Raw genomic sequence first — 18,774 nt, forward strand, 5'->3', positions numbered from 1 at the left:
TGACGGGAGAATTCAATGAGTAACGATATCGCCATCTTGGGCGTCGGCATGCACCCCTGGGGCAAATGGGGCAAGAACTTCAGCGAGTACGGCGTGCACGCTGCGCGCGCGGCACTGAAAGACGCCGGCATTCCCTGGCAGGATGTGGGCTTTGTTTCGGGCGCAGCAACCATGCGCTGCGGCTATCCCGGTTATGTTGCCGGGGCGACCTTCGCCCAGGCATTGGGCTGGCAGGGTGCGCAAGTAAATACGTCTTACGCCGCCTGTGCCTCCGGCTCTCAGGCGCTCGCCGCCGCACAAGCAAAAATTCTTGCCGGCGAATGCGAAGTTGCCTTAGTTGTCGGCGCCGACACCACCCCTAAGGGCTTCCTCGCGCCGGCCAAAGGCTACCGCCCGGAAGACCCGGATTGGCTGCGTTTTTACCTGGGAATTACCAACCCCACCTACTTTGCACTGTATGCCCGCCGTCGTATGGATTTGTTTGGCGATACAGAAGAAGACTTTGCACGGGTAAAAATTAAAAACAGCGAGCACGGTTTCACCAACCCCAATGCCCGCTACAAGAAAAAATTTACCATGGAAGATGTGATGAACTCGGCCATGGTGGCTGATCCATTGCGTCTGCTGCAAATCTGCGCCACATCAGATGGCGGCGCGGCAATGATTGTATCTAGCATGGACTACGCAAAGCGCCTGGGCAAAGCCGACGCCGTCCGCGTGGCGGCCGTATCAACCGTCACACCCACCTTTGCCAGCGCCGTGGTGGAAATGCCCGATATCGCCACCGACTCAGCGGCTGCAGCGGGCGTAGAAGCTCACCGCTTCCGCGCGGCACTGCCAGCAAAGGCCTATGAGCAGGCGGGAATCGGCCCGGAAGACGTCAACGTTGCCGAAGTCTACGACCTCTCCTCAGCACTGGAAATGGACTGGTATGAAGACTTGCAGCTGTGCCCGCGCGGTGAGGCTGCACAACTGGTGCGCAATGGCGATACCAAACTCGGCGGCCGTCTGCCTGTTAACCCCTCGGGCGGTCTGGCATGCTTTGGCGAGGCTGTGCCCGCTCAAGCGCTGGCACAGGTCTGTGAGCTGACGTGGCAGCTGCGCGGCGAGGCGGGTGAGCGCCAGGTTGAAGGCGCCCGGGTGGGCATTACCGCCAACCAGGGCCTGTTCGGCCACGGCTCATCGGTAATTGTTAAGAAATAGCCACGACGGCAAACCATAAAAAACGGGGCTCAGGCCCCGTTTTTTATGCGTATTATTTCAGTCCGACAGAGCCCACTACGAACACGACACACCTGTGCCACCCAAGCCGCAATACCCCCCGGGATTCTTATCCAGATATTGCTGGTGATAGGCCTCCGCATAATAAAACGGCCCCGCGGGCACAATCTCGGTCGTGATCTCGCCATAGCCCGCTGCGGTCAGCTTTTCCTGATACGTCTCGCGGCTTTGCTCGGCAGCAGCGCGCTGCGCGTCCTGGTAGGTATAAATGCCCGAGCGGTATTGCGTGCCCACATCATTGCCCTGACGCATCCCCTGCGTTGGGTCATGGCTCTCCCAAAAGCAGCGCAGCAGGGCATCAAGGCTTAATACCGCCGGATCAAATACCACCAACACCACCTCGTTGTGGCCAGTCATCCCCGAGCACACCTCTTCGTACGTGGGATTCGGCGTATGCCCACCGCTGTAGCCCACCGCCGTGGTGTACACGCCGGGCAGTTGCCAAAACTTTCGCTCCGCCCCCCAAAAACAGCCCAGCCCCACAACCACTGACTGCAAATGGTCGGGAAACGGCCCCTTAAGCGGTGCCCCCAACACCGTGTGCCGCTCCGGCACAGGCATTTCCTCACTGCGACCGGGCAGTGCTTCGCTCGCCGCTGGAATCGCACTCGGTTTGCGCAAACGGTCGAAAATACTCATGAAAATGCTCCTGTCGGTCACTTGTCGATAGGCCCACTATGCCCTGATTCACATGGCCCTGACTAGCCCTGAAACCCGCCAGGCCCCTGGCGCTGGGCAACATTGGCCGGCATTGAAATAAACGCCTAAAATTCACCCAGTTTTTTTATTGCTATTTGCCAATAAAACGGTTTAAATCGCCGCCTCTTTCAACCCTGCGGAGGATTTATGCTAGATGAAAAGCTTGGATCTTATGCCTTCTCTGGAGGCGGGCGCTGCCACGACTAACCCGATCACTGCATCGGATGAAAATCTCGATCACTTCATCGTGCGCGATGGCGTTGCCTACGCCGGCACACACCTGATCATCGACCTCTGGGGCGCCTCCCATCTCGATGATATCCCCCGTATGGAAAAAGCCTTCCTGGACTGCGTTAAAGAATGCGGTGCAACCCTGCTGCATATTCACATGCACCATTTCACGCCCAACGGCGGCGTGTCCGGTGTTGCGGTCTTGGCGGAGTCTCATATCAGCGTACATACCTGGCCGGAGCGCGACTATGCCGCCTTCGACGTCTTTATGTGCGGTGACGCCAAACCCGAATTAGCTGTCGGCATCCTGCAAAAAGCCTTCTCCCCCTCACGCATTGAGGTCGGGGAAAATCTGCGCGGGAGAATGGACGATGTCTGAATGGTTCGACGAGACCCTTCACAGCGGATACCACCAAGGATTCCGTGTTAAAAAGGTGCTGTTCGAAAGCAAAACCGAGCACCAGCATCTCGTCATCTTCGACTCTGTCGATTTTGGCCGTGTGATGGCCTTGGACGGTGTTATTCAGACCACCGAGCGCGACGAGTTCGTCTACCATGAAATGCTCGCCCACGTGCCACTTTTGGCCCACGGTAAGGCGAAAGACGTGCTGATCATCGGCGGCGGTGACGGCGGCCTGCTTCGCGAAGTGCTTCGCCATGCCAGCGTTGAGCGCGCCGTGCAGGTCGAGATTGACCAAGCGGTTATCGATATGTGTGTCGAGTACCTGCCGCGGCACTCCAGCGGTGCCTACGATGACCCGCGCGCTGAAATCGTCATTGGCGATGGCATCGACTACGTGCAAAATTGTGGCCGTCAGTTCGATGTTATTTTGTCAGACAGCACCGACCCCATCGGGCCTGGCGAGGTGCTCTTCACCTCACCCTTCTACGAAGGGATTAAGCGCTGCTTAAAACCCGGTGGTGTATTCGCTGCGCAAAATGGTGTGGCCTTTATGCAACCCGAGGAAGTGCGCACTACCCACCAGCGCCTCTCGCCCTTATTCGCGGACTGTCACTTCTATGCTGCCGCTGTGCCCACCTACGTTGGTGGCATTATGACTTTCGCTTGGGCCAGCGATGACCCCAGCTTACGAGAGCTCGACCTGGAAACGCTGCAACAGCGTTTCGCTGACAGCGGCATCACCAGCCGCTACTACACGCCGGCCCTGCATCACGGCAGCTTTGCCCTTCCGCAATATATTCTCAATATATTGAAAGGCGACTAAAGCCCCGGCCTGTCCGCTGCGTCCAGCTGGCAGGCCCAGCCAAATTTAGGCGGCCGCCGAAATATCGCGCCGCCCTCTCATTTTTTTTGCAAATCGACTAGTCTAGTGACAGCATCGCCCGTCGACGAGCACTGATATTTTAAAGAGCACCCGCTATGAAATTTCGTTTTCCCGTTGTTGTCATTGATGAAGACTTCCGCTCGGAGAATATCTCCGGCTCCGGCATTCGCGACCTCGCTGACGCCATCGGCCGCGAGGGCATGGAGGTTGTCGGCTTTACCAGCTATGGCGACCTAACGGCCTTTGCCCAACAGGCGAGCCGCGCGTCTTGTTTTATCCTTTCAATAGACGATGAGGAATTCTGCGACGGCAGCGACGAAGCAGCCAGTCACGCGCTGAGTGCAATTCAGGATTTCTTGCAGGCTGTTCGTCATCGCAACACCGATATTCCGGTTTTTTTATACGGCGAAACACGCACCTCGCGCCATTTACCCAATGAGATTCTGCGCGAGCTACATGGCTTCATCCATATGTTTGAAGATACGCCGGAGTTTGTTGCCCGGCATATCATTCGTGAGGCCAACAAGTACCTGGAATCACTGGCACCACCGTTTTTCAATGCGCTGATGAATTACGCCAGCGACAGCTCATACAGCTGGCACTGCCCGGGTCACTCGGGCGGCGTTGCCTTCCTGAAGAACCCTGTTGGGCAAATGTTTCACCAGTTTTTCGGAGAAAACTTATTGCGTGCCGATGTGTGTAACGCGGTAGAAGAGCTCGGCCAGTTACTCGACCACACCGGGCCGGTGAGCGACAGTGAGCACAACGCCGCGCGGATATTCGGCTGCGATCATCTGTTTTTTGTCACCAATGGCACCTCGACGTCGAACAAGGTTGTTTGGCATTCAGTAGTCGCGCCTGGCGATATTGTGGTGGTTGACCGCAACTGCCATAAATCGATTCTACACAGCATTATTATGACGGGTGCGATCCCGGTATTCCTCACGCCAACACGCAACCACTACGGCATTATCGGGCCAATTCCAAAAAGCGAATTTTGCCCGGATGAAATTCGTAAGAAAATTGAAAACCACCCCTTCGCCCGTGATTTTGCCGACCGCAAGCCGCGCATTTTAACCATCACGCAGAGCACCTATGACGGCATTGTCTACAACGTAGAGGAAATTAAAGGCATCCTCGGCGCGACCATCGACACCCTGCATTTCGACGAGGCCTGGCTGCCTCACGCGGCCTTCCATCCGTTCTACAAGAACATGCACGCCATCGCCAATGATCGCCCTCGCGCCGATGACACACTGGTCTTCGCCACGCAATCCACGCACAAGCTATTAGCGGGTTTGTCGCAGGCTTCACAAATTCTGGTGCAAAACGCCGAACACAGAAAGCTGGACACTCACCGCTTTAATGAATCTTATTTGATGCATTCTTCCACCAGCCCGCAGTACGCCATTATCGCCTCCTGCGATGTTGCTGCCGCCATGATGGAGCCGCCCGGCGGCACAGCGCTGGTGGAGGAGTCCATTCTGGAAGCCATCGACTTTCGGCGCGCTATGCGCAAAGTCGATGCCGATCACGGTGACGACTGGTGGTTTAAAGTCTGGGGACCGGAGTATCTGGCTGAAGAAGGGATCGGCGAGCGCGACGACTGGGTGATTCACTCCGGCGATCGCTGGCACGGCTTCGGTGATATCGACTCGGGCTTCAACATGCTCGACCCAATCAAAGCGACAATCATCACCCCGGGATTGGATGTCGACGGCAACTTCGACGATACCGGCATACCAGCGTCGATCGTGAGTAAGTACCTGGCGGAACACGGCATCATCATAGAAAAAACCGGCCTGTACTCGTTCTTCATCATGTTCACCATCGGCATTACCAAAGGCCGCTGGAACTCCATGGTGACAGAGTTACAGCAATTCAAAGATGACTACGATGCCAACCTTCCTCTGTGGCGTGTGATGCCGGCTTTCGCTCGCAAACATCCGCAATACGACAAGGTCGGCTTACGCGATTTATGTAACGATATTCACAGCGTATACAAGGAGTACGACCTAGCTCGCATCACAACGGATATGTATACCTCGAAAATCGAGCCCGCGATGATACCTGCTGATGCGTGGGCAAAAATGGCACACCGCCAAATTGAGCGGGTCGCCATTGACGAACTGGAAGGGCGCACAACCGCCATGCTGGTAACGCCCTACCCCCCTGGCATTCCTCTGCTGATTCCCGGCGAGCGTTTCAACCGAACGATTGTCCGCTACCTGCAGTTTGTCAGGGACTTTAACTCGCGCTTCCCCGGCTTTGAAACCGATTGTCACGGGCTTGTGCGAGAAAACATTGACGGTGAAGATCATTACTTCGTCGATGTCGTCATTAACGAGGACAAAGCGTGACGACGGTCACACTTTGACACCTTAAACAGCACTTATTCCTCCAGCGCCCTCACTACGTCACAAAACGCAGCGATAATCCCATTCACGGCGTGTGCGGGGCGCTACCGCTTTTTTTCGCGATTACGCCCTTCCACAAATACCCAAATACTAAGCTCTGAGTTATCTTGGGTAGCGTATGACACACAATTTGCGACGCAAGTCGGTATTTTTCACAGGTAAGCTGTTAATTCCTGCGGAAAATACTTATAAAGTAGAGAGAGCTTTAACGCTTTTGCTAAGCCGCGGCGATACTTCACAAAGCTACCCCGGTGCGCCGCTGACCAGAATCACCATGTGCCACCACTGTCAGGAAGACCTGTTGGCAGCAACGATTGCTAAATACAAATTTTGACTGCTCGCTCCTTATTCTCAGCGAGCGGAGCGATATCAGTTTCGTTTTACATTAAAGCGCAGCGCATGCTGCAGAATGACCAGAGAGGCAACGGATATGTTCCCCCCATCACGTTTTAAGCTACGCAAATTGCTGATCGCCACCGCGGTTTGCAGCCTTGGCGCCAGCCAGTTAGCGAACGCGCAGCTATTGGGCATCATCGGTATTGGCAATGACGGTAAAGGAGCCGTGCTTATCGACCTGCCAGCGCTGCTCGGGCCCATTACCGAACCCCTCGGAGCGTCCTTAAACCCCTTAGTCGACGCGCTGGATACCACGCTAGACCCCGTCACCGACACGATAGACCAGCAACTCGCACAGCCCTTATTGGGCGCACTGAGCCCGTTGACCACCCCTCTTCTCACCGGACTCGACCCCATTGTGGCGCCCGTAGACGGCATTGTTGAAGATCTCACCGGCGGTTCACTGAGAGACGCTCTCACGAATGACGACATGTTTAACCCCGGCGACGGTGATGGCCTGGTCAACGACTTACTCGGCGCCGACGAGAACCCCAATAGCGGCACTGAGGCGGGAGAACTTTCCCCTCTTCCGGCAATCACCGCCCCCCTGGGTAAAGCGCTCACCCCACTGATCGACGCACTCGACAGCACTCTCGACCCGCTCACCGACGCACTGGATGACACCCTGCTTGAGCCCGTCCTGGATGGCCTGAGCCCGGTTACTGAGCCGCTGCTGGATGTACTGGAGCCCGTGACCGACCCCGTTGACGGCCTGGTTTCCGACCTCACCGGTGGTAGCTTGGAAGATGCCTTAACCAATAATGGCGACAACCCGGGCGACGGCAATGGCGTGGTAAACGACCTGCTGGGTGGCCCGCAAGATCCGAACAGCGGTACCGAAGCAGGCGAGGCGTCACCGCTTCCCTTAGTAACCGGCCCACTCGGCAAAGCATTGACGCCGCTGGTTGATGCGCTGGACAAAACACTCGACCCAGTGACCGACGCCCTCGACGACACTTTGTTAGAGCCCTTGCTAGACGGCTTGAACCCTGTGACAGAACCGCTGCTTGATACCCTGGCGCCGGTTACCGACCCTGTCGATGGCCTGTTAGCAGAAGTCACCGGCGGCAGCCTGGAAGACGCCCTGACCAACAACGATGACAACACCAGCGATGGTAACGGTGTTGTTAACGACCTGTTGGGCGGCCCTGAAGATCCGAACAGCGGCACCGAAGCGGGTGAAGCCTCACCCCTACCCCTCACGGCTGGCTTGGGTGAAGCCCTTGACCCGCTGCTGGAAACTGTCGACACATTGCTCGACCCACTCACCAATGTTATCGACAACCAAATTGGTGAGCCGCTGCTGGGCGCGCTGAGCCCGGTTGTTGACCCGGTTACCGACCTGCTGGAGCCCGTTACCGACCCTGTTGACGGACTGATTGGCGATGTCACCGGCGGTAGCCTGGAAGACGCCCTGACCAACAACGATGACAACACCGCCGATGGCAATGGTTTGTTAAACGACACCCTGGGCGGAAATGTTGACGCTATCGATAATGGCAACGATCTCAACGGCAACAACAACCCCGCGCTAATTGGCTTGGTCGATGCCGACAGCCTGAACGGCGGCCAGTGTGCTGACGCAGATGCCGACGGTGTCTGCGACAGCCGCGACAAATGTGCCGATACGCCAGCTGGCGCTGCCGTCCTGCCAAATGGCTGCCACCTGGACGACCTGCAACCGCTGCGTCTGGAAGGCGTGTTCTTCGAGTTTGATAAGGCGGTACTGACCCCAGAGTCGGTAGCAACACTCGACGCCGCGATCAAGGTCATCCAGGCTTCAGGCGCCGAGCGCCTGGAAGTTGCTGGCCACACTGACAGCAAAGGCAGCGATGACTACAACATGGACTTGTCACACCGCCGCGCCGCTGCTGTGCAGCTGTATTTCATTGAACACGGTATTGAAAGCGAGCGCTTACAGGCTCGTGGCTACGGTGAGAGTCAACCTACCAGCGACAACGACAGCGAAGAAGGTCGTGCACAAAATCGCCGCGTAGAACTCAAGGTTTTGAATTGATAGCGCGTTCATCGCGCTACCCATAATTTGCTGAATACAGTTTAGGAGAAAATCACATGGCAATCGATCTGCCACCCGTAATGCCACCGGTCAATGCCAGCGTTGCACAAGTGCAAGCGGCAAAAAGCGCGTCGGCTACCGTAGTAGAAGCTGACGTCAACGGGACCACTGTGCGTGTTTACGGCAATGAGTACCTGAGTGATAGCGATCTGCGCGAGTTGTTGGCCAGCGCAAAAACCCCAGCAGAAGCTGTTATTGGCCTTGCAAAGCGCTACTACCAAGACGGCCACCTGCTGATGAAAGTGGACTACGCACGCATGCTCGACAGCGTGGCGATCATAGTCAAGCAGCTGAAACTCAATGAAGTGACCGGCGCCGAAGAAATGCAGCCGTATTTCGCAGGCCTGAGTGGCGATGCAGACCTCAGCATTGCCGAGTTCCATCGCGCTAAAGTGCTTGCCGACCTGCGCTCTCGCCGCGCTGGCTACGACTATGACATCAGCTATGTTGAACAGGGCGACGACGCTGTCGACATTCAACTGAGCCGCAAGGCGATCGAAAATCACGATGCCACCGAGATCATCGTCGAAGCCAACAACAAAGGCAGCCGCTTCCTTGGTCGCTACTTCGGCTTGGCTGGTGTTAAGCACAAGTTTGAGTCCGGCACCCAGGCCTCAGTCTCTTACCAAACCGCCTTCACCGATTTGGGTGAATCGCGTGACGGCGAAGAGCTGAACCAAGTCAGCATCAGCGTTGACCACCCTTTTGCTAGCGGCCTCTACGGCATTGATATCAACTATGTTGACTATCTGCGCGAGCCAGAAGCGCGGGTAACCACGCCAGGCTCATGTTTGATCCCACTGCTCAACCTGGGGTGTACACCTGCCCAAAGTTCAATGGTGGGTATCGAACTGGACGCAGAGATCCTCCAGGCCAGCCTTCGCGGCGAGCAGGTGCTTTACAGCACGCCTTGGCAGCAATTCAGCCTGACTGAGCGCATTGAGTTCATCGACTCAACCATCGACCAGGAAGGTCGCAGCGAGAAGCTACTCGACGAAAATTACCAAGTTGTCGAGCTGGGTGGTCGCTACACGCTCAACCGCTTCCAGAGCGAGGAGCAAAACGCCGCCAGACTGAACGCGTCGCTGAAACTGCGTGCCGGCTTTGGTGACGGCGGCACCCTCGACCGCTACGACGAATATCGCGCTGCCTACCAGCAGCAAAACCCCGGGCAGCCCGTGCCCGACATCGTAGCGCCTGCACGCACAGCAGAGTTCATTGCCCTGCTGCCCTCGCTTAGCTACGAACAGCGCATTACCGACGGCGTAACCATGAAAACCACCGCTCGTGGCCAGTTCGCTGACGAGCAGCTGCCACAGCAGCAACAGTTTGTGTTGGGTGGCATGGACAGCATGAGCGCGTATCTGCCAGGCGTCCTGATTGGTGATGAGGGTTACCACCTCAAGGTATCGCTGAACAAGGCCATTAAAGCCGCTGAAGGCCTGAAACTTACGCCTTCGCTGTTCGCCGAATACGGTGGCAGCTGGTACAACAATACCAACAGCGACTTTGGTGACGAGCAAGCGCTTGCCGATGCCGGTCTGCGTCTGAAGCTGGAATACGGCGACTTCCTTTACTCTGAGCTGGTTGCCGCCAAATCCATCTACGACGATGTGGTTAACGATGACTTTATCGAAGAACTGGAAGCCGACTTCTACTGGCGCCTTCGCCTAACCTTCTAAGATAGAAATAACGCTCGGTTCGCCGGGTGTCTTATTAAAAACCACCGTCTGCCAAGCAGCCGGTGGTTTTTTATGGCGCATCCAAAATATAGCTACACAGCGGCGGAATGCCATTAAACTCCACCGAACTATAGCTGGTGGTGTAAGCGCCGGTAGACAACCAGTACAAGCGGTCACCTTCCTCAAGGTTTACGGGTAGCTGATAGCGATGATCCTCGTAAAGAATATCCATACTATCGCAGGTGGGCCCGGCAAGAATGACTTCATCCTCGCCGTCACTGTCCACTTCCCACAACACGGGATACTGTATCGCCTCGCCGAGGGCCTCAATAAGGCCACCAAATAAGCCAACATCCAGATAGACCCATCGGTCGAGTGAGTCGTGTGATTTATAGGACACTTGCACGACTTCGCTCACCAACACCCCCGCTTCTGCAACCAAGGAGCGGCCGGGCTCAATGATCACCTGAGGGGGCGAGTCACCAAAATCTTCCTCTAAGAAGCGTGCAATTGCACGGCCGTAGGTCTGCAAGTCCTGCGAGCGCTGTTTGTAATTGGCGGGCATACCGCCGCCCATATTGACCATTTTTAGCGCAATCCCGGCCTCGCGGAGCTGATCGAAAATAAAATGCACCTTCGCAATCGCCGCGTCCCAGCTACTAATATCTCGCTGCTGGCTGCCCACATGAAATGAAATGCCGTAAGGCTCCAGGCCCAGCTCCCGCGCGAGTAGGATCAGTTCTATGGCCATATCACGCTGGCAGCCAAATTTTCTCGACAAGGGCCAATCAGCGGTCTCCGAGCCTTCAGTTAGCACTCGCACACACACTCGACTGCCTGGCGCACATTTTGCTAGCTTACGAATGTCCGATTCACAGTCGCTGGCAAAGAGGCGCACGCCCTGCTCGTATGCAAAGGCAATATCCGTGGCTTTTTTAATGGTGTTGCCGTAACTGATTCGGGCACTGTCGATATTTAAGCCGCGGAGTTTTTGCAACTCATAGATGGAGGCGATGTCAAAGTTCGCACCCAGCGCGTCCAAGCAGCGAATAATATCGGCATCGGGGTTAGCCTTGACGGCGTAGTAAATATCGGCAAACGGGAAAGCGCCCTCCAGTTCGGCGTACTTTTCCCGCAAGGTGGGCAGATCGAAGATCAAACACGGCGTCGGCTTATCGCAGGAAAAACGCTGAATGCGCTGCCAAGTCGCAGCCGCCAGCAATTGTTGAGACATGGCAGGTCGCCTCTCCAGAGTACACAGGGCGAAAAAACGCGCAGTCTAGCGCAAAGTGACGCAAGTTGCTCGGTTGTCATAACACTGCAATGCACAGCCGCCATGATTAGTCACGCTGGAAACAGAAAGACAAAGAAAGGAAAGTAACGCAGCGAATAAGCGCTGCCAGGAGAACAGAAGTGAACAACCAGAATACTGAGATAGACGTTAAAAACCTATGCAGCCGCAAGCTTTGGGAGCTGCTTAAAAATGCCGAGTGGCAGAATTCTAGCGAAAAATTTGCCATTGAGCAGGAGCTGTCCGGCCGTCGTCACTATATTGATGAGCTGGAAACCCTTACCGCAAAAGAAACCAGGCATTAAGTACCACTAAATAGGGGATCAACCCCAATAGCAGGAAGGGCAGGCTAGACGCCCAAAAGTTTAACTGCTCTTCACAGCTCTGATGTATCGCCAGGCTTAATTGCGCCGGCACTTGCCGAGCATCCCCCGCCCCCGCTGCGGGCAATGCCACCCCCGCCAACGCGCCACTTCTCATGAGAGCGACAGAGAACTTTTCTCCCGCGCCCACCTCACTGGCAATGCGCTCATAGCGCGCGCTCACCGGGCTATCGGGCATACGGCGCGCCGCTTGCTTTAGCGCCTGCGCCAGCGGCATTCCCGCGGCAATACATTCACCCAAGTGATTCACGTAGTGATAACTTTGATAGCCGGCTAACGCCCGTCCGATGCCCGGCAGCCGGTAACAAAAACGCTGCACACTCGGCGACTCACGGCGATGCCAAAGCCCTGCAGCAATAGCACACAACAGCCCCAACGGCGCCAAGCCAAACACTATTGCCACCAGCGCCTCACTCGGCTGCAGTTGACGCGATACCAACAACAGCAAGGGCACCAGCAAAATAAAGCCACCCACCAACAGAAGCGGTAGGCGTGACGCGCGACGAAAGCGCTGCTGAAACTCGGTAAGCAATCGATAATGCTCGGCCAGGCGTCGATATACATTCGCCAAATTCCCAACAGCCAAGCCCAGCTGCATAAAGCGCAGCTCCCAATCCAGGAACAGCCCGCCACTGCGCAGCTCGTCTAATACCACCTGCTGGCCACTGGCAAACTTTTGTGCCAAGGCATCGAGCTGAGCGCGGTGCGCAGCCTGCTCGCCCTTGCTAAGCAGGGCAATTAGTTGATCCCAGTTATTATCACCTGACTGGCTGGCTGTGTGCAGCGACTGAAACAGCATAAAACGCTGCGCAGAGGAAGAGGCTGAGCCCATAGCATCCCATAATTATTGTGTTTGCAGCTGCGACGGTAGGGTTGCGGCCGAGAAAGCCCTATACTCTACCACAGCTTGTTTTTAATCGGCCCGCACGCTGGCCAGCACTGCGAACGGAACCACAATGATCATTCGTTTACTCATCGCCGCCGCCATCCTCTACGCCCTGTACCGCTTTGTGAAGCTAGTGCAGAGCAAACCACCGCAGCAACGGCGTTCCTACTACATCACACTGCTAGTCAGTATGGCCGCCGCCGGATTGATATTGCTTTCCATAACCGGTCGCGTCCACTGGCTGGCCGGGCTGGTTGGTGGCGCCATGCCCTTCGTGCGACAGTATGTGCTGCAGCATATCTATCATAAAATCAGCAACAAACCACAGGGTGAGGCAGAGCCAAACGCCACCACACCGCCACCCCAAATGGATATGGACGAGTCCCAAGCCCTGTCTATTTTGGGGCTGAAGGCAGGCGCTAGTGACGACGACATCATCGCCGCCCATCGCAGCCTAATGCAGAAGTTGCACCCCGACAGAGGCGGAAACGACTACCTCGCCAGCCAACTGAATGCAGCCAAAGACGTCCTGCTTAACAAGAGAACGGGCTGAGGAAAACGCTACCGAATTGTGCGACGCGGGCTCGCTCTTGCCTGTAGCGGCTACATAATCACTCACGCTCGGAAACCCCAGCCGGGCGGATGCGGCTCCCCAGCACTTGAGTCACCCCACCGCCGCGCTAAAATGGGGCCCTCCGACTTTGTATCTGTGGAACAGGCCATGACCAACGTTTTCGTCATTCAAAATCAACACGGCCACTACCTGGGCAAACAGCAACAGTGGCTGGACGGCCGAGACCGAAAACTGCTTTACCGAACCGAGCACCACGACGAGGCGATAAACACCGTCTTTGAATTAAGCAGCAAGGATATCTGGCTGCGCGCCAATGCCCTGGCATGCCCGCTTGATGAGCATCGCCAGCCGGACGTTGAACCCGGGCCAGCGATTCCTGATGACACCGAGGTGGACTCACCAGAAAGCGCGATAGTAGAGGGTGAAAACTAAACGATAATTCATCCTTATACTTGAAACCCAGAGCACTCCCCCCCATCTAAACCAAGAGTTTTTAATTCGAGGGTCCACGCAACCATGATGCGCATTTTTCTCTTTCTTGCCACCAACATCGCTATTTTGGCCGTGGCGAGTATTTCGCTGAGTTTACTCGGTGTCGACAGCTACATGGCGTCGAACAATGTCGATCTCGACCTTCGCGCACTGCTGATTTTCTGTGCGGTATTCGGCATGAGTGGCTCACTGGTATCACTGCTCATCTCTAAGTGGATGGCCAAGCGCTCAACGCGCACGCAGGTAATAACACAGCCGCGCAACAGCGAAGAGCGCTGGCTGCTGGAAACCGTTGCCGAACTATCCCAGAAAGCCGGCATCAACATGCCAGAGGTAGGCATATTCCCCTCTCCGGCTGCCAATGCGTTCGCCACCGGCTGGAATAAAAATGCCGCGCTGGTGGCGGTTTCTGAAGGTCTGCTGCGACAAATGCGTCCCAATGAGGTTCGCGCTGTGCTGGCCCATGAAATCGGTCACGTTGCCAACGGCGACATGATCACCCTGAGCCTGATACAAGGGGTCGTAAACACTTTTGTGATGTTCTTTGCGCGGATTATTGGTCACACCGTCGACCGAGTGGTATTTAAAACCGAGCGAGGTCACGGCATCGGCTTTTACGTGGTCACCTTCATCACAGAAATGGTGTTGGGCATTCTGGCATCAACCATCGTCATGTGGTTCTCTCGCTGGCGCGAGTTCCGCGCCGACGCGGCGGGCGCTCACCTGGCGGGCAGGCAAGATATGATTGCGGCCCTGCAACGCCTGCAGGCGCAACAAGGCTTGCCCAACGATATGCCCGATGAACTTACCGCGTTTGGCATCCGCACGGGCGCTAAGAAAGACTTTGCCGCCCTGTTCAGCTCCCACCCGCCGCTTGAGAAGCGTATCGAAGCGCTTCGCAACGGTAGCTAACGGTGATTGCCAGCCACCGCGCCCTGTTAGATGCGCTCCATGAAATGGGTGCGGCGGGCCTGAGCCCAGGAGCATCGGGCAATATCTCTGTGAGGGTCGACGATGGGATGATAATCAGTGCCAGCGGTGCCGTTGCCGGTAAGGCCACTGACAACGACATCGTGTTTGTTGCCGAACAAACCACCAGCCTTATCGACTGGCCGGACGATCAGCCCCGCCCTTCCAGCGAATGGCAAATGCACCAGGCCCTGTATCGCAGCCACCCGCATATCAACGCCGTCGTGCACTGCCACTCCACCCACGCTACCGCGCTGGCCTGCATGCGCCGCCCGATTCCCGCCTTCCACTACATGGTCAGTGTTGCCGGCGGCGACGATATTCCGTGTTGCGACTACGCCTTGTTTGGCAGCGAGGCATTGTCGACAGCGGTTTGCCAAACTCTGGAGCATCGCCACGCTTGCCTGATGGCCAACCACGGGCAGATCTGTATCGCTGACGATGCCACTCGCGCCCTTGCCCTCGCCAAAGAAGTCGAGGCATTAGCAGCAAGCTATTTACTGTGCCTGCAAAGCGGTGAGCCCGTGCTGTTGAGCGACCAACAAATGGCCGAGGTCATGAACGCTTTTTCTCACTATGGCCAACGTCTGAAATAGTCGCCGGCTATTTTTAATCTGCCCTACTCCCACCCTTACATCGACTGTTGCACTGCTATAAAACAGTGGTAAGCTCAGCCTCGGACGCACTAATAGCGTGCAGCTAATGCACCGTAACAAGGCGTTCATCTTTGATCAGTATAAACACAACAAGAAATGTAACGGGCCAAACTGGTGCCGACAGTAAAACCAAAACGGGGAAAGACATGAAAAAAACGCTACTGGCTATCGCCATTTCAACTGCTGCTGCCGCAGCGAGCGCTGATTACCAAATGGAAGCGGGCGCTTTCTACGGTCAGGGTGAAGTGGGTGATGCCGTTGACTACGATGTAATGGGTGTTGCCGGCCGCTACAACTTCGAATCTGTCGACACTAGCAAAGGTCCTCACGCTGAAGCCGCGTTCCTGGATAAGAGTTCATCTGTTGGTTTTGGCTACAACAGCCTGGAGCCTGATGTCGCAGGTGCCGACGACGTAGACAGCTTCGACTTTGATGTTCGTGTCGTTACAGATACCAACCTGATTATTGAAGCGGCCTACGAAGAGTCTGAAGCCGGTGACGACGAATCTGATACATTCGGCGTGGGTGTGGGTACCTACCTGAATGACAACACCGACATCGTTGTTAGCTACCAAACTACTGACGATGACGGCGAAGATATCGACCAGCTCAATGTCGCCGTTCACGGTGTAAACCCGCTGACTCAGGGCGCAACACTGGCCTATGACGCGGCACTGTCTTACGTAGACACAGACGAAGACAGCGGTCACATGATCGAATTGGGTGCAACTTACTACTTCAACAAAGACCTCGGTGTTGGCCTGTCAGCCGACCTGACGGAAGTGGGTGACTACAACACTGACACCGTGTCTCTGGACGTAAGCTACTTCCCCCAGCCAAATGTCGAGCTGATGGCTGCGTACTTTGACCAAGGCGGTGACGTTGACGCCGACGGCATTATGTTCGGCGCTGCAGTGCGTTTCTAAACGCTAGCGCAACGAAAAAGGGCTGCTCTCGGGCAGCCCTTTTTTTATGCCTATAAAAACCTATTCCGTTATCCGATTTGGGTAATCGATATAACCTGCGGGCCCCGGCGTATATAGCGTTTTAGGGTCGATATTGGCCAACGCCCCTCCCATCGCCAAACACCGCGGTAAATCAGGGTTGGCAATAAATGCCCGACCAAACGATACCGCTGCGATCTGCGAATCGCCACACAAGGCGCCCTCGGCTTCGTCAGCGGTATAGCTGTCGTTAACGATCAATGGACCGGAGAAATTCTCTTTGGCCAATGCAATGTGATCGCCAATCTTGGGCATGCGAATAACATGTAAGTAGGCCAGACCGATCGCGTCCACCGCTTTTAACAGCGCCGCAAACGTCTGCTGGTAATCCTCATCGTTTAAGTCGTTAAAGGGGTTCCCCGGACAGATTCGCATGCCGACCTTTGATGCCCCGTCGACCTCCGCCATCGCCTCGAGCACTTCCAATACAAACCGCAAACGATTAGCCAAGGTGCCACCGTAGTCATCGCCACGCTGATTGGTGCCTGTGGAGAGAAACTGCGCGGGCAGATAACCGCTGGTGCAATGCAGCTCCACACCGTCAAAACCTGCCGCATAGGCGCGCTGTGTCGCCGACGCATAATCGTTAATCGTACGCCGGATATCCGCGCGACTCATCTCCTCGGGCACGGGGAAATCCTGCATACCTTGCTCGGTATATATCTGCCCTTTTGCGGCAATGGCCGATGGCGCCAAGGTACGCACACCCGGTGCTTTATTGTCCGGGTGAGCCACGCGACCACAGTGCATTAATTGCAGAACAATTTTACCGCCCTCGCCGTGCACTGCCTCGCAAATCTCGGCCCACGCGGCCTGCTGCGCGTCAGTGTATATTCCTGGGGTTCGGCAGTAGCCTTTACCCTCTGCGCTGGGGTGGGTACCCTCGGTGATAATCAAACCCGCTGTGGCGCGTTGGCGGTAGTATTCGCGCATCAGGTCATTGGGCATGTCACCACTCTCATCGGCGCGCGAGCGCGTCATGGGCGCCATCACAACACGGTTGCTGAGCGCTAAACCGCCCAGTTGCACCTCGCTTAATAACTTCATCATCTCACCCGAATTTTCGGTGCAGGCGCGCCGCGCCGCATGCGATTTAAAAACTCATTTACCGGCGCAGGCTCGGCCACTTCGGCCAGCCCCTCAGGGCGGTTTAGCCAAAATTCCTTCCAGCTGGGAAAGAGCTCATGGAACGCCCCTTCATAGGGTTCGCGGCCGGGCCAACGCATTTTCATATCCCCAATCGGTGGTTTATTGAGGTCTGTGGCATACCAGTAGCACGGCAAGCGGCGACGGAAAAACCAGCGGCCGTCTTTGCGCTCGTAATCGTCCCAGTAGAGCATTTGCATAATTACCCACTCACCGCCGCATTCGTGCTCGTTCTTGGAATACAGCACGCCGTGGGCATGGTCAGGGTCACTGAACTCGATGATGTGGTTGCCGGTATGGTGAGACGTGCCGGTAAACTGCAAACGCAGAGTATCATCGACCCACGCCTTCAAATGCGCGCGGCCGCTGAGCTCGCGGCTCACTCGAATATCCTCAGCAAATAGATTCACATGGGCGTCCAGGTCGCGCATATCCAGCGACAGGGCATACTTCGCCACCAGCTGGCGAATCTCATCCAGCGACTCAAGGCGATCAATACGTTGTTCCAGAGAGTGTGTCACGCCTTATCCTCCCAGCGCGCGCTACCGGTATTCAGTTCTGCCATGCGCCCGCCGTCGACATTCAACACGGCGCCGGTTACGTAAGACGCTTCGTCACTGGCGAGAAATAAAATCGCGTTGGCACATTCACGCGGGTCGCCAATGCGGCCCAGTGGAATCGTTTTCCCCGTGGCGCGCTGAGTCTCTTCGTCCGGGTTCACCGTTTCCAAGGCCGGTGTGAGAAACGCACCCGGTACCACCGTGTTGACGCGGATCGCAGGCGCCCATTCAATCGAAGCACTCTTACTCAGGGCAATTACGCCCGCCTTGGCCGCGCTGTAGCCAGCCGTGGCCACCGAGCCCGCCAAACCGCATACCGACGACACATTGACCACGGCCCCGCGGTGTTTCTTGAGCTCGCTGTAAGCCTCGCGCATGAGGAACATCGCGCCATCCAGGGAAACCTGAAAGTTTTGATGCCAGGCCCTGGTGCTGTGATTCGCCAGCATACCGGGCACCATCAGCACCGCATTATTCACCACAATATCGATGCGACCGAAGGTCGATAGCGTATCTGCCACCAACTGTTTTACTGCCGCCTCATCGCTCACATCCACCGACAGGGGCAGGCACTCACCACCGGCCTCGCGAATTTGCTCGGCAACAACTTCCAGCGGCTCAAGGCGGCGACTACAAATCACCACCTTGGCCCCTTCCTCGGCAAAGCGCAGCGCCGTTGCCGCACCGATGCCCTGCCCGCCGCCAGTGATGATCGCCACCTTGTTGTGCAGTCTATCCGCCATG

Annotated in this window: 19 protein-coding genes; 13 read left to right on the forward strand and 6 right to left on the reverse strand. The window is 56.2% G+C overall.

Features of this window, described 5'->3' with window-relative positions; all coding sequences use genetic code 11:
* Positions 1-15: 15 nt before the first annotated feature.
* Complete coding sequence (locus ABNS66_RS02860; RefSeq protein WP_204996939.1) at positions 16-1,203, forward strand: lipid-transfer protein; 1,188 nt, start codon at positions 16-18, stop codon at positions 1,201-1,203.
* A 75-nt stretch (positions 1,204-1,278) separates the two neighbouring features.
* Here ABNS66_RS02860 and msrA read toward each other — a convergent pair whose 3' ends face one another.
* A complete protein-coding gene (gene msrA / locus ABNS66_RS02865; RefSeq protein ID WP_286694790.1) occupies positions 1,279-1,920 on the reverse strand; it encodes a peptide-methionine (S)-S-oxide reductase MsrA in 642 nt (213 codons plus the stop codon).
* 214 nt (positions 1,921-2,134) lie between these two features.
* Between msrA and speD the strand changes: the two genes are divergently transcribed.
* The 6 genes from speD to ABNS66_RS02895 all read left to right on the forward strand — a co-directional run bounded on the left by speD (position 2,135) and on the right by ABNS66_RS02895 (position 10,069).
* Positions 2,135-2,590, forward strand: coding sequence for an adenosylmethionine decarboxylase (gene speD / locus ABNS66_RS02870; protein WP_027872911.1), 456 nt, complete (start codon positions 2,135-2,137; stop codon positions 2,588-2,590).
* Complete coding sequence (speE, locus tag ABNS66_RS02875; protein ID WP_204996937.1) at positions 2,583-3,437, forward strand: polyamine aminopropyltransferase; 855 nt, start codon at positions 2,583-2,585, stop codon at positions 3,435-3,437. Before speD ends, speE begins: the two co-directional genes overlap by 8 nt.
* Before the next feature lie 155 nt (positions 3,438-3,592).
* Positions 3,593-5,857 carry an Orn/Lys/Arg decarboxylase N-terminal domain-containing protein gene (locus tag ABNS66_RS02880; RefSeq protein WP_286838500.1) on the forward strand — a complete coding sequence of 755 codons (2,265 nt, stop codon included), beginning with the start codon at positions 3,593-3,595 and terminating at the stop codon, positions 5,855-5,857.
* A 175-nt stretch (positions 5,858-6,032) separates the two neighbouring features.
* Positions 6,033-6,248 (forward strand): hypothetical protein, encoded by a 216-nt coding sequence (locus ABNS66_RS02885; RefSeq protein ID WP_286838501.1) that lies wholly within the window; start codon positions 6,033-6,035, stop codon positions 6,246-6,248.
* Positions 6,249-6,344: 96 nt separating this feature from the next.
* Positions 6,345-8,327, forward strand: coding sequence for an OmpA family protein (locus tag ABNS66_RS02890; protein WP_286838503.1), 1,983 nt, complete (start codon positions 6,345-6,347; stop codon positions 8,325-8,327).
* A 56-nt stretch (positions 8,328-8,383) separates the two neighbouring features.
* The gene (locus tag ABNS66_RS02895) at positions 8,384-10,069 is read left to right on the forward strand and encodes a ShlB/FhaC/HecB family hemolysin secretion/activation protein (RefSeq protein ID WP_286838505.1); all 1,686 of its coding nucleotides are present in this window, start codon (positions 8,384-8,386) and stop codon (positions 10,067-10,069) included.
* A gap of 70 nt (positions 10,070-10,139) precedes the next feature.
* On the opposite strand, the gene ABNS66_RS02900 is transcribed toward ABNS66_RS02895, so the two are convergent.
* A complete protein-coding gene (locus ABNS66_RS02900) occupies positions 10,140-11,303 on the reverse strand; it encodes a type III PLP-dependent enzyme (RefSeq protein ID WP_286838507.1) in 1,164 nt (387 codons plus the stop codon).
* Positions 11,304-11,482: 179 nt separating this feature from the next.
* Here ABNS66_RS02900 and ABNS66_RS02905 point away from each other — a divergent pair, with 179 nt between their 5' ends.
* Positions 11,483-11,665, forward strand: a complete 183-nt coding sequence (locus tag ABNS66_RS02905; RefSeq protein WP_204996932.1) for a hypothetical protein — start codon at positions 11,483-11,485, stop codon at positions 11,663-11,665.
* Here ABNS66_RS02905 and ABNS66_RS02910 read toward each other — a convergent pair.
* Positions 11,640-12,575 (reverse strand): type II secretion system F family protein, encoded by a 936-nt coding sequence (locus ABNS66_RS02910; protein WP_286838509.1) that lies wholly within the window; start codon positions 12,573-12,575, stop codon positions 11,640-11,642. The two genes, ABNS66_RS02905 and ABNS66_RS02910, sit on opposite strands and share 26 nt — an antisense overlap.
* 124 nt (positions 12,576-12,699) lie before the next feature.
* Between ABNS66_RS02910 and ABNS66_RS02915 the strand changes: the two genes are divergently transcribed.
* From ABNS66_RS02915 to ABNS66_RS02935, 5 genes are all read left to right on the forward strand, one after another.
* Complete coding sequence (locus ABNS66_RS02915; protein ID WP_286838511.1) at positions 12,700-13,182, forward strand: DnaJ domain-containing protein; 483 nt, start codon at positions 12,700-12,702, stop codon at positions 13,180-13,182.
* Positions 13,183-13,350: 168 nt separating this feature from the next.
* Positions 13,351-13,635 carry a hypothetical protein gene (locus ABNS66_RS02920; protein ID WP_204996929.1) on the forward strand — a complete coding sequence of 95 codons (285 nt, stop codon included), beginning with the start codon at positions 13,351-13,353 and terminating at the stop codon, positions 13,633-13,635.
* 87 nt (positions 13,636-13,722) lie between these two features.
* Positions 13,723-14,607, forward strand: a complete 885-nt coding sequence (gene htpX / locus ABNS66_RS02925; protein ID WP_286838553.1) for a protease HtpX — start codon at positions 13,723-13,725, stop codon at positions 14,605-14,607.
* Positions 14,608-14,609: 2 nt separating this feature from the next.
* Positions 14,610-15,260: a class II aldolase/adducin family protein gene (locus tag ABNS66_RS02930; protein WP_286838514.1), complete on the forward strand. Its 651-nt coding sequence runs from the start codon at positions 14,610-14,612 to the stop codon at positions 15,258-15,260.
* 206 nt (positions 15,261-15,466) lie between these two features.
* Positions 15,467-16,246, forward strand: a complete 780-nt coding sequence (locus tag ABNS66_RS02935; RefSeq protein ID WP_286838515.1) for a putative porin — start codon at positions 15,467-15,469, stop codon at positions 16,244-16,246.
* A gap of 60 nt (positions 16,247-16,306) precedes the next feature.
* On the opposite strand, the gene ABNS66_RS02940 is transcribed toward ABNS66_RS02935, so the two are convergent.
* From ABNS66_RS02940 to ABNS66_RS02950, 3 genes are read right to left on the reverse strand one after another with little or no spacing between them, the layout of a single operon-like run.
* Positions 16,307-17,371, reverse strand: coding sequence for an alkene reductase (locus ABNS66_RS02940; protein ID WP_286838516.1), 1,065 nt, complete (start codon positions 17,369-17,371; stop codon positions 16,307-16,309).
* Entirely contained in the window at positions 17,371-17,991 is a 621-nt protein-coding gene (locus tag ABNS66_RS02945; protein WP_286838517.1) for a nuclear transport factor 2 family protein, read from the reverse strand. The genes ABNS66_RS02940 and ABNS66_RS02945 overlap by 1 nt, the downstream gene beginning before the upstream one ends.
* Entirely contained in the window at positions 17,988-18,773 is a 786-nt protein-coding gene (locus tag ABNS66_RS02950) for an SDR family oxidoreductase (RefSeq protein WP_286694778.1), read from the reverse strand. Before ABNS66_RS02950 ends, ABNS66_RS02945 begins: the two co-directional genes overlap by 4 nt.
* Between the last annotated feature and the right edge of the window lies 1 nt (position 18,774).

This window comes from uncultured Spongiibacter sp. (assembly GCF_964011655.1).
Lineage (GTDB): Bacteria > Pseudomonadota > Gammaproteobacteria > Pseudomonadales > Spongiibacteraceae > Spongiibacter > Spongiibacter marinus.

Bases quoted from the DNA above. Each gene is read 5' to 3' on its own strand.
- ABNS66_RS02935 (WP_286838515.1), top strand. From the start codon at position 15,467: ATGAAAAAAACGCTACTGGCTATCGCCATTTCAACTGCTGCTGCCGCA.
- ABNS66_RS02885 (WP_286838501.1), top strand. From the start codon at position 6,033: ATGACACACAATTTGCGACGCAAGTCGGTATTTTTCACAGGTAAGCTG.
- speD (WP_027872911.1), top strand. From the start codon at position 2,135: ATGAAAAGCTTGGATCTTATGCCTTCTCTGGAGGCGGGCGCTGCCACG.
- ABNS66_RS02910 (WP_286838509.1), bottom strand. From the start codon at position 12,575: ATGGGCTCAGCCTCTTCCTCTGCGCAGCGTTTTATGCTGTTTCAGTCG.
- msrA (WP_286694790.1), bottom strand. From the start codon at position 1,920: ATGAGTATTTTCGACCGTTTGCGCAAACCGAGTGCGATTCCAGCGGCG.
- ABNS66_RS02860 (WP_204996939.1), top strand. From the start codon at position 16: ATGAGTAACGATATCGCCATCTTGGGCGTCGGCATGCACCCCTGGGGC.
- ABNS66_RS02880 (WP_286838500.1), top strand. From the start codon at position 3,593: ATGAAATTTCGTTTTCCCGTTGTTGTCATTGATGAAGACTTCCGCTCG.
- ABNS66_RS02920 (WP_204996929.1), top strand. From the start codon at position 13,351: ATGACCAACGTTTTCGTCATTCAAAATCAACACGGCCACTACCTGGGC.
- ABNS66_RS02895 (WP_286838505.1), top strand. From the start codon at position 8,384: ATGGCAATCGATCTGCCACCCGTAATGCCACCGGTCAATGCCAGCGTT.
- htpX (WP_286838553.1), top strand. From the start codon at position 13,723: ATGCGCATTTTTCTCTTTCTTGCCACCAACATCGCTATTTTGGCCGTG.
- ABNS66_RS02940 (WP_286838516.1), bottom strand. From the start codon at position 17,371: ATGAAGTTATTAAGCGAGGTGCAACTGGGCGGTTTAGCGCTCAGCAAC.
- speE (WP_204996937.1), top strand. From the start codon at position 2,583: ATGTCTGAATGGTTCGACGAGACCCTTCACAGCGGATACCACCAAGGA.
- ABNS66_RS02900 (WP_286838507.1), bottom strand. From the start codon at position 11,303: ATGTCTCAACAATTGCTGGCGGCTGCGACTTGGCAGCGCATTCAGCGT.
- ABNS66_RS02950 (WP_286694778.1), bottom strand. From the start codon at position 18,773: ATGGCGGATAGACTGCACAACAAGGTGGCGATCATCACTGGCGGCGGG.
- ABNS66_RS02890 (WP_286838503.1), top strand. From the start codon at position 6,345: ATGTTCCCCCCATCACGTTTTAAGCTACGCAAATTGCTGATCGCCACC.
- ABNS66_RS02915 (WP_286838511.1), top strand. From the start codon at position 12,700: ATGATCATTCGTTTACTCATCGCCGCCGCCATCCTCTACGCCCTGTAC.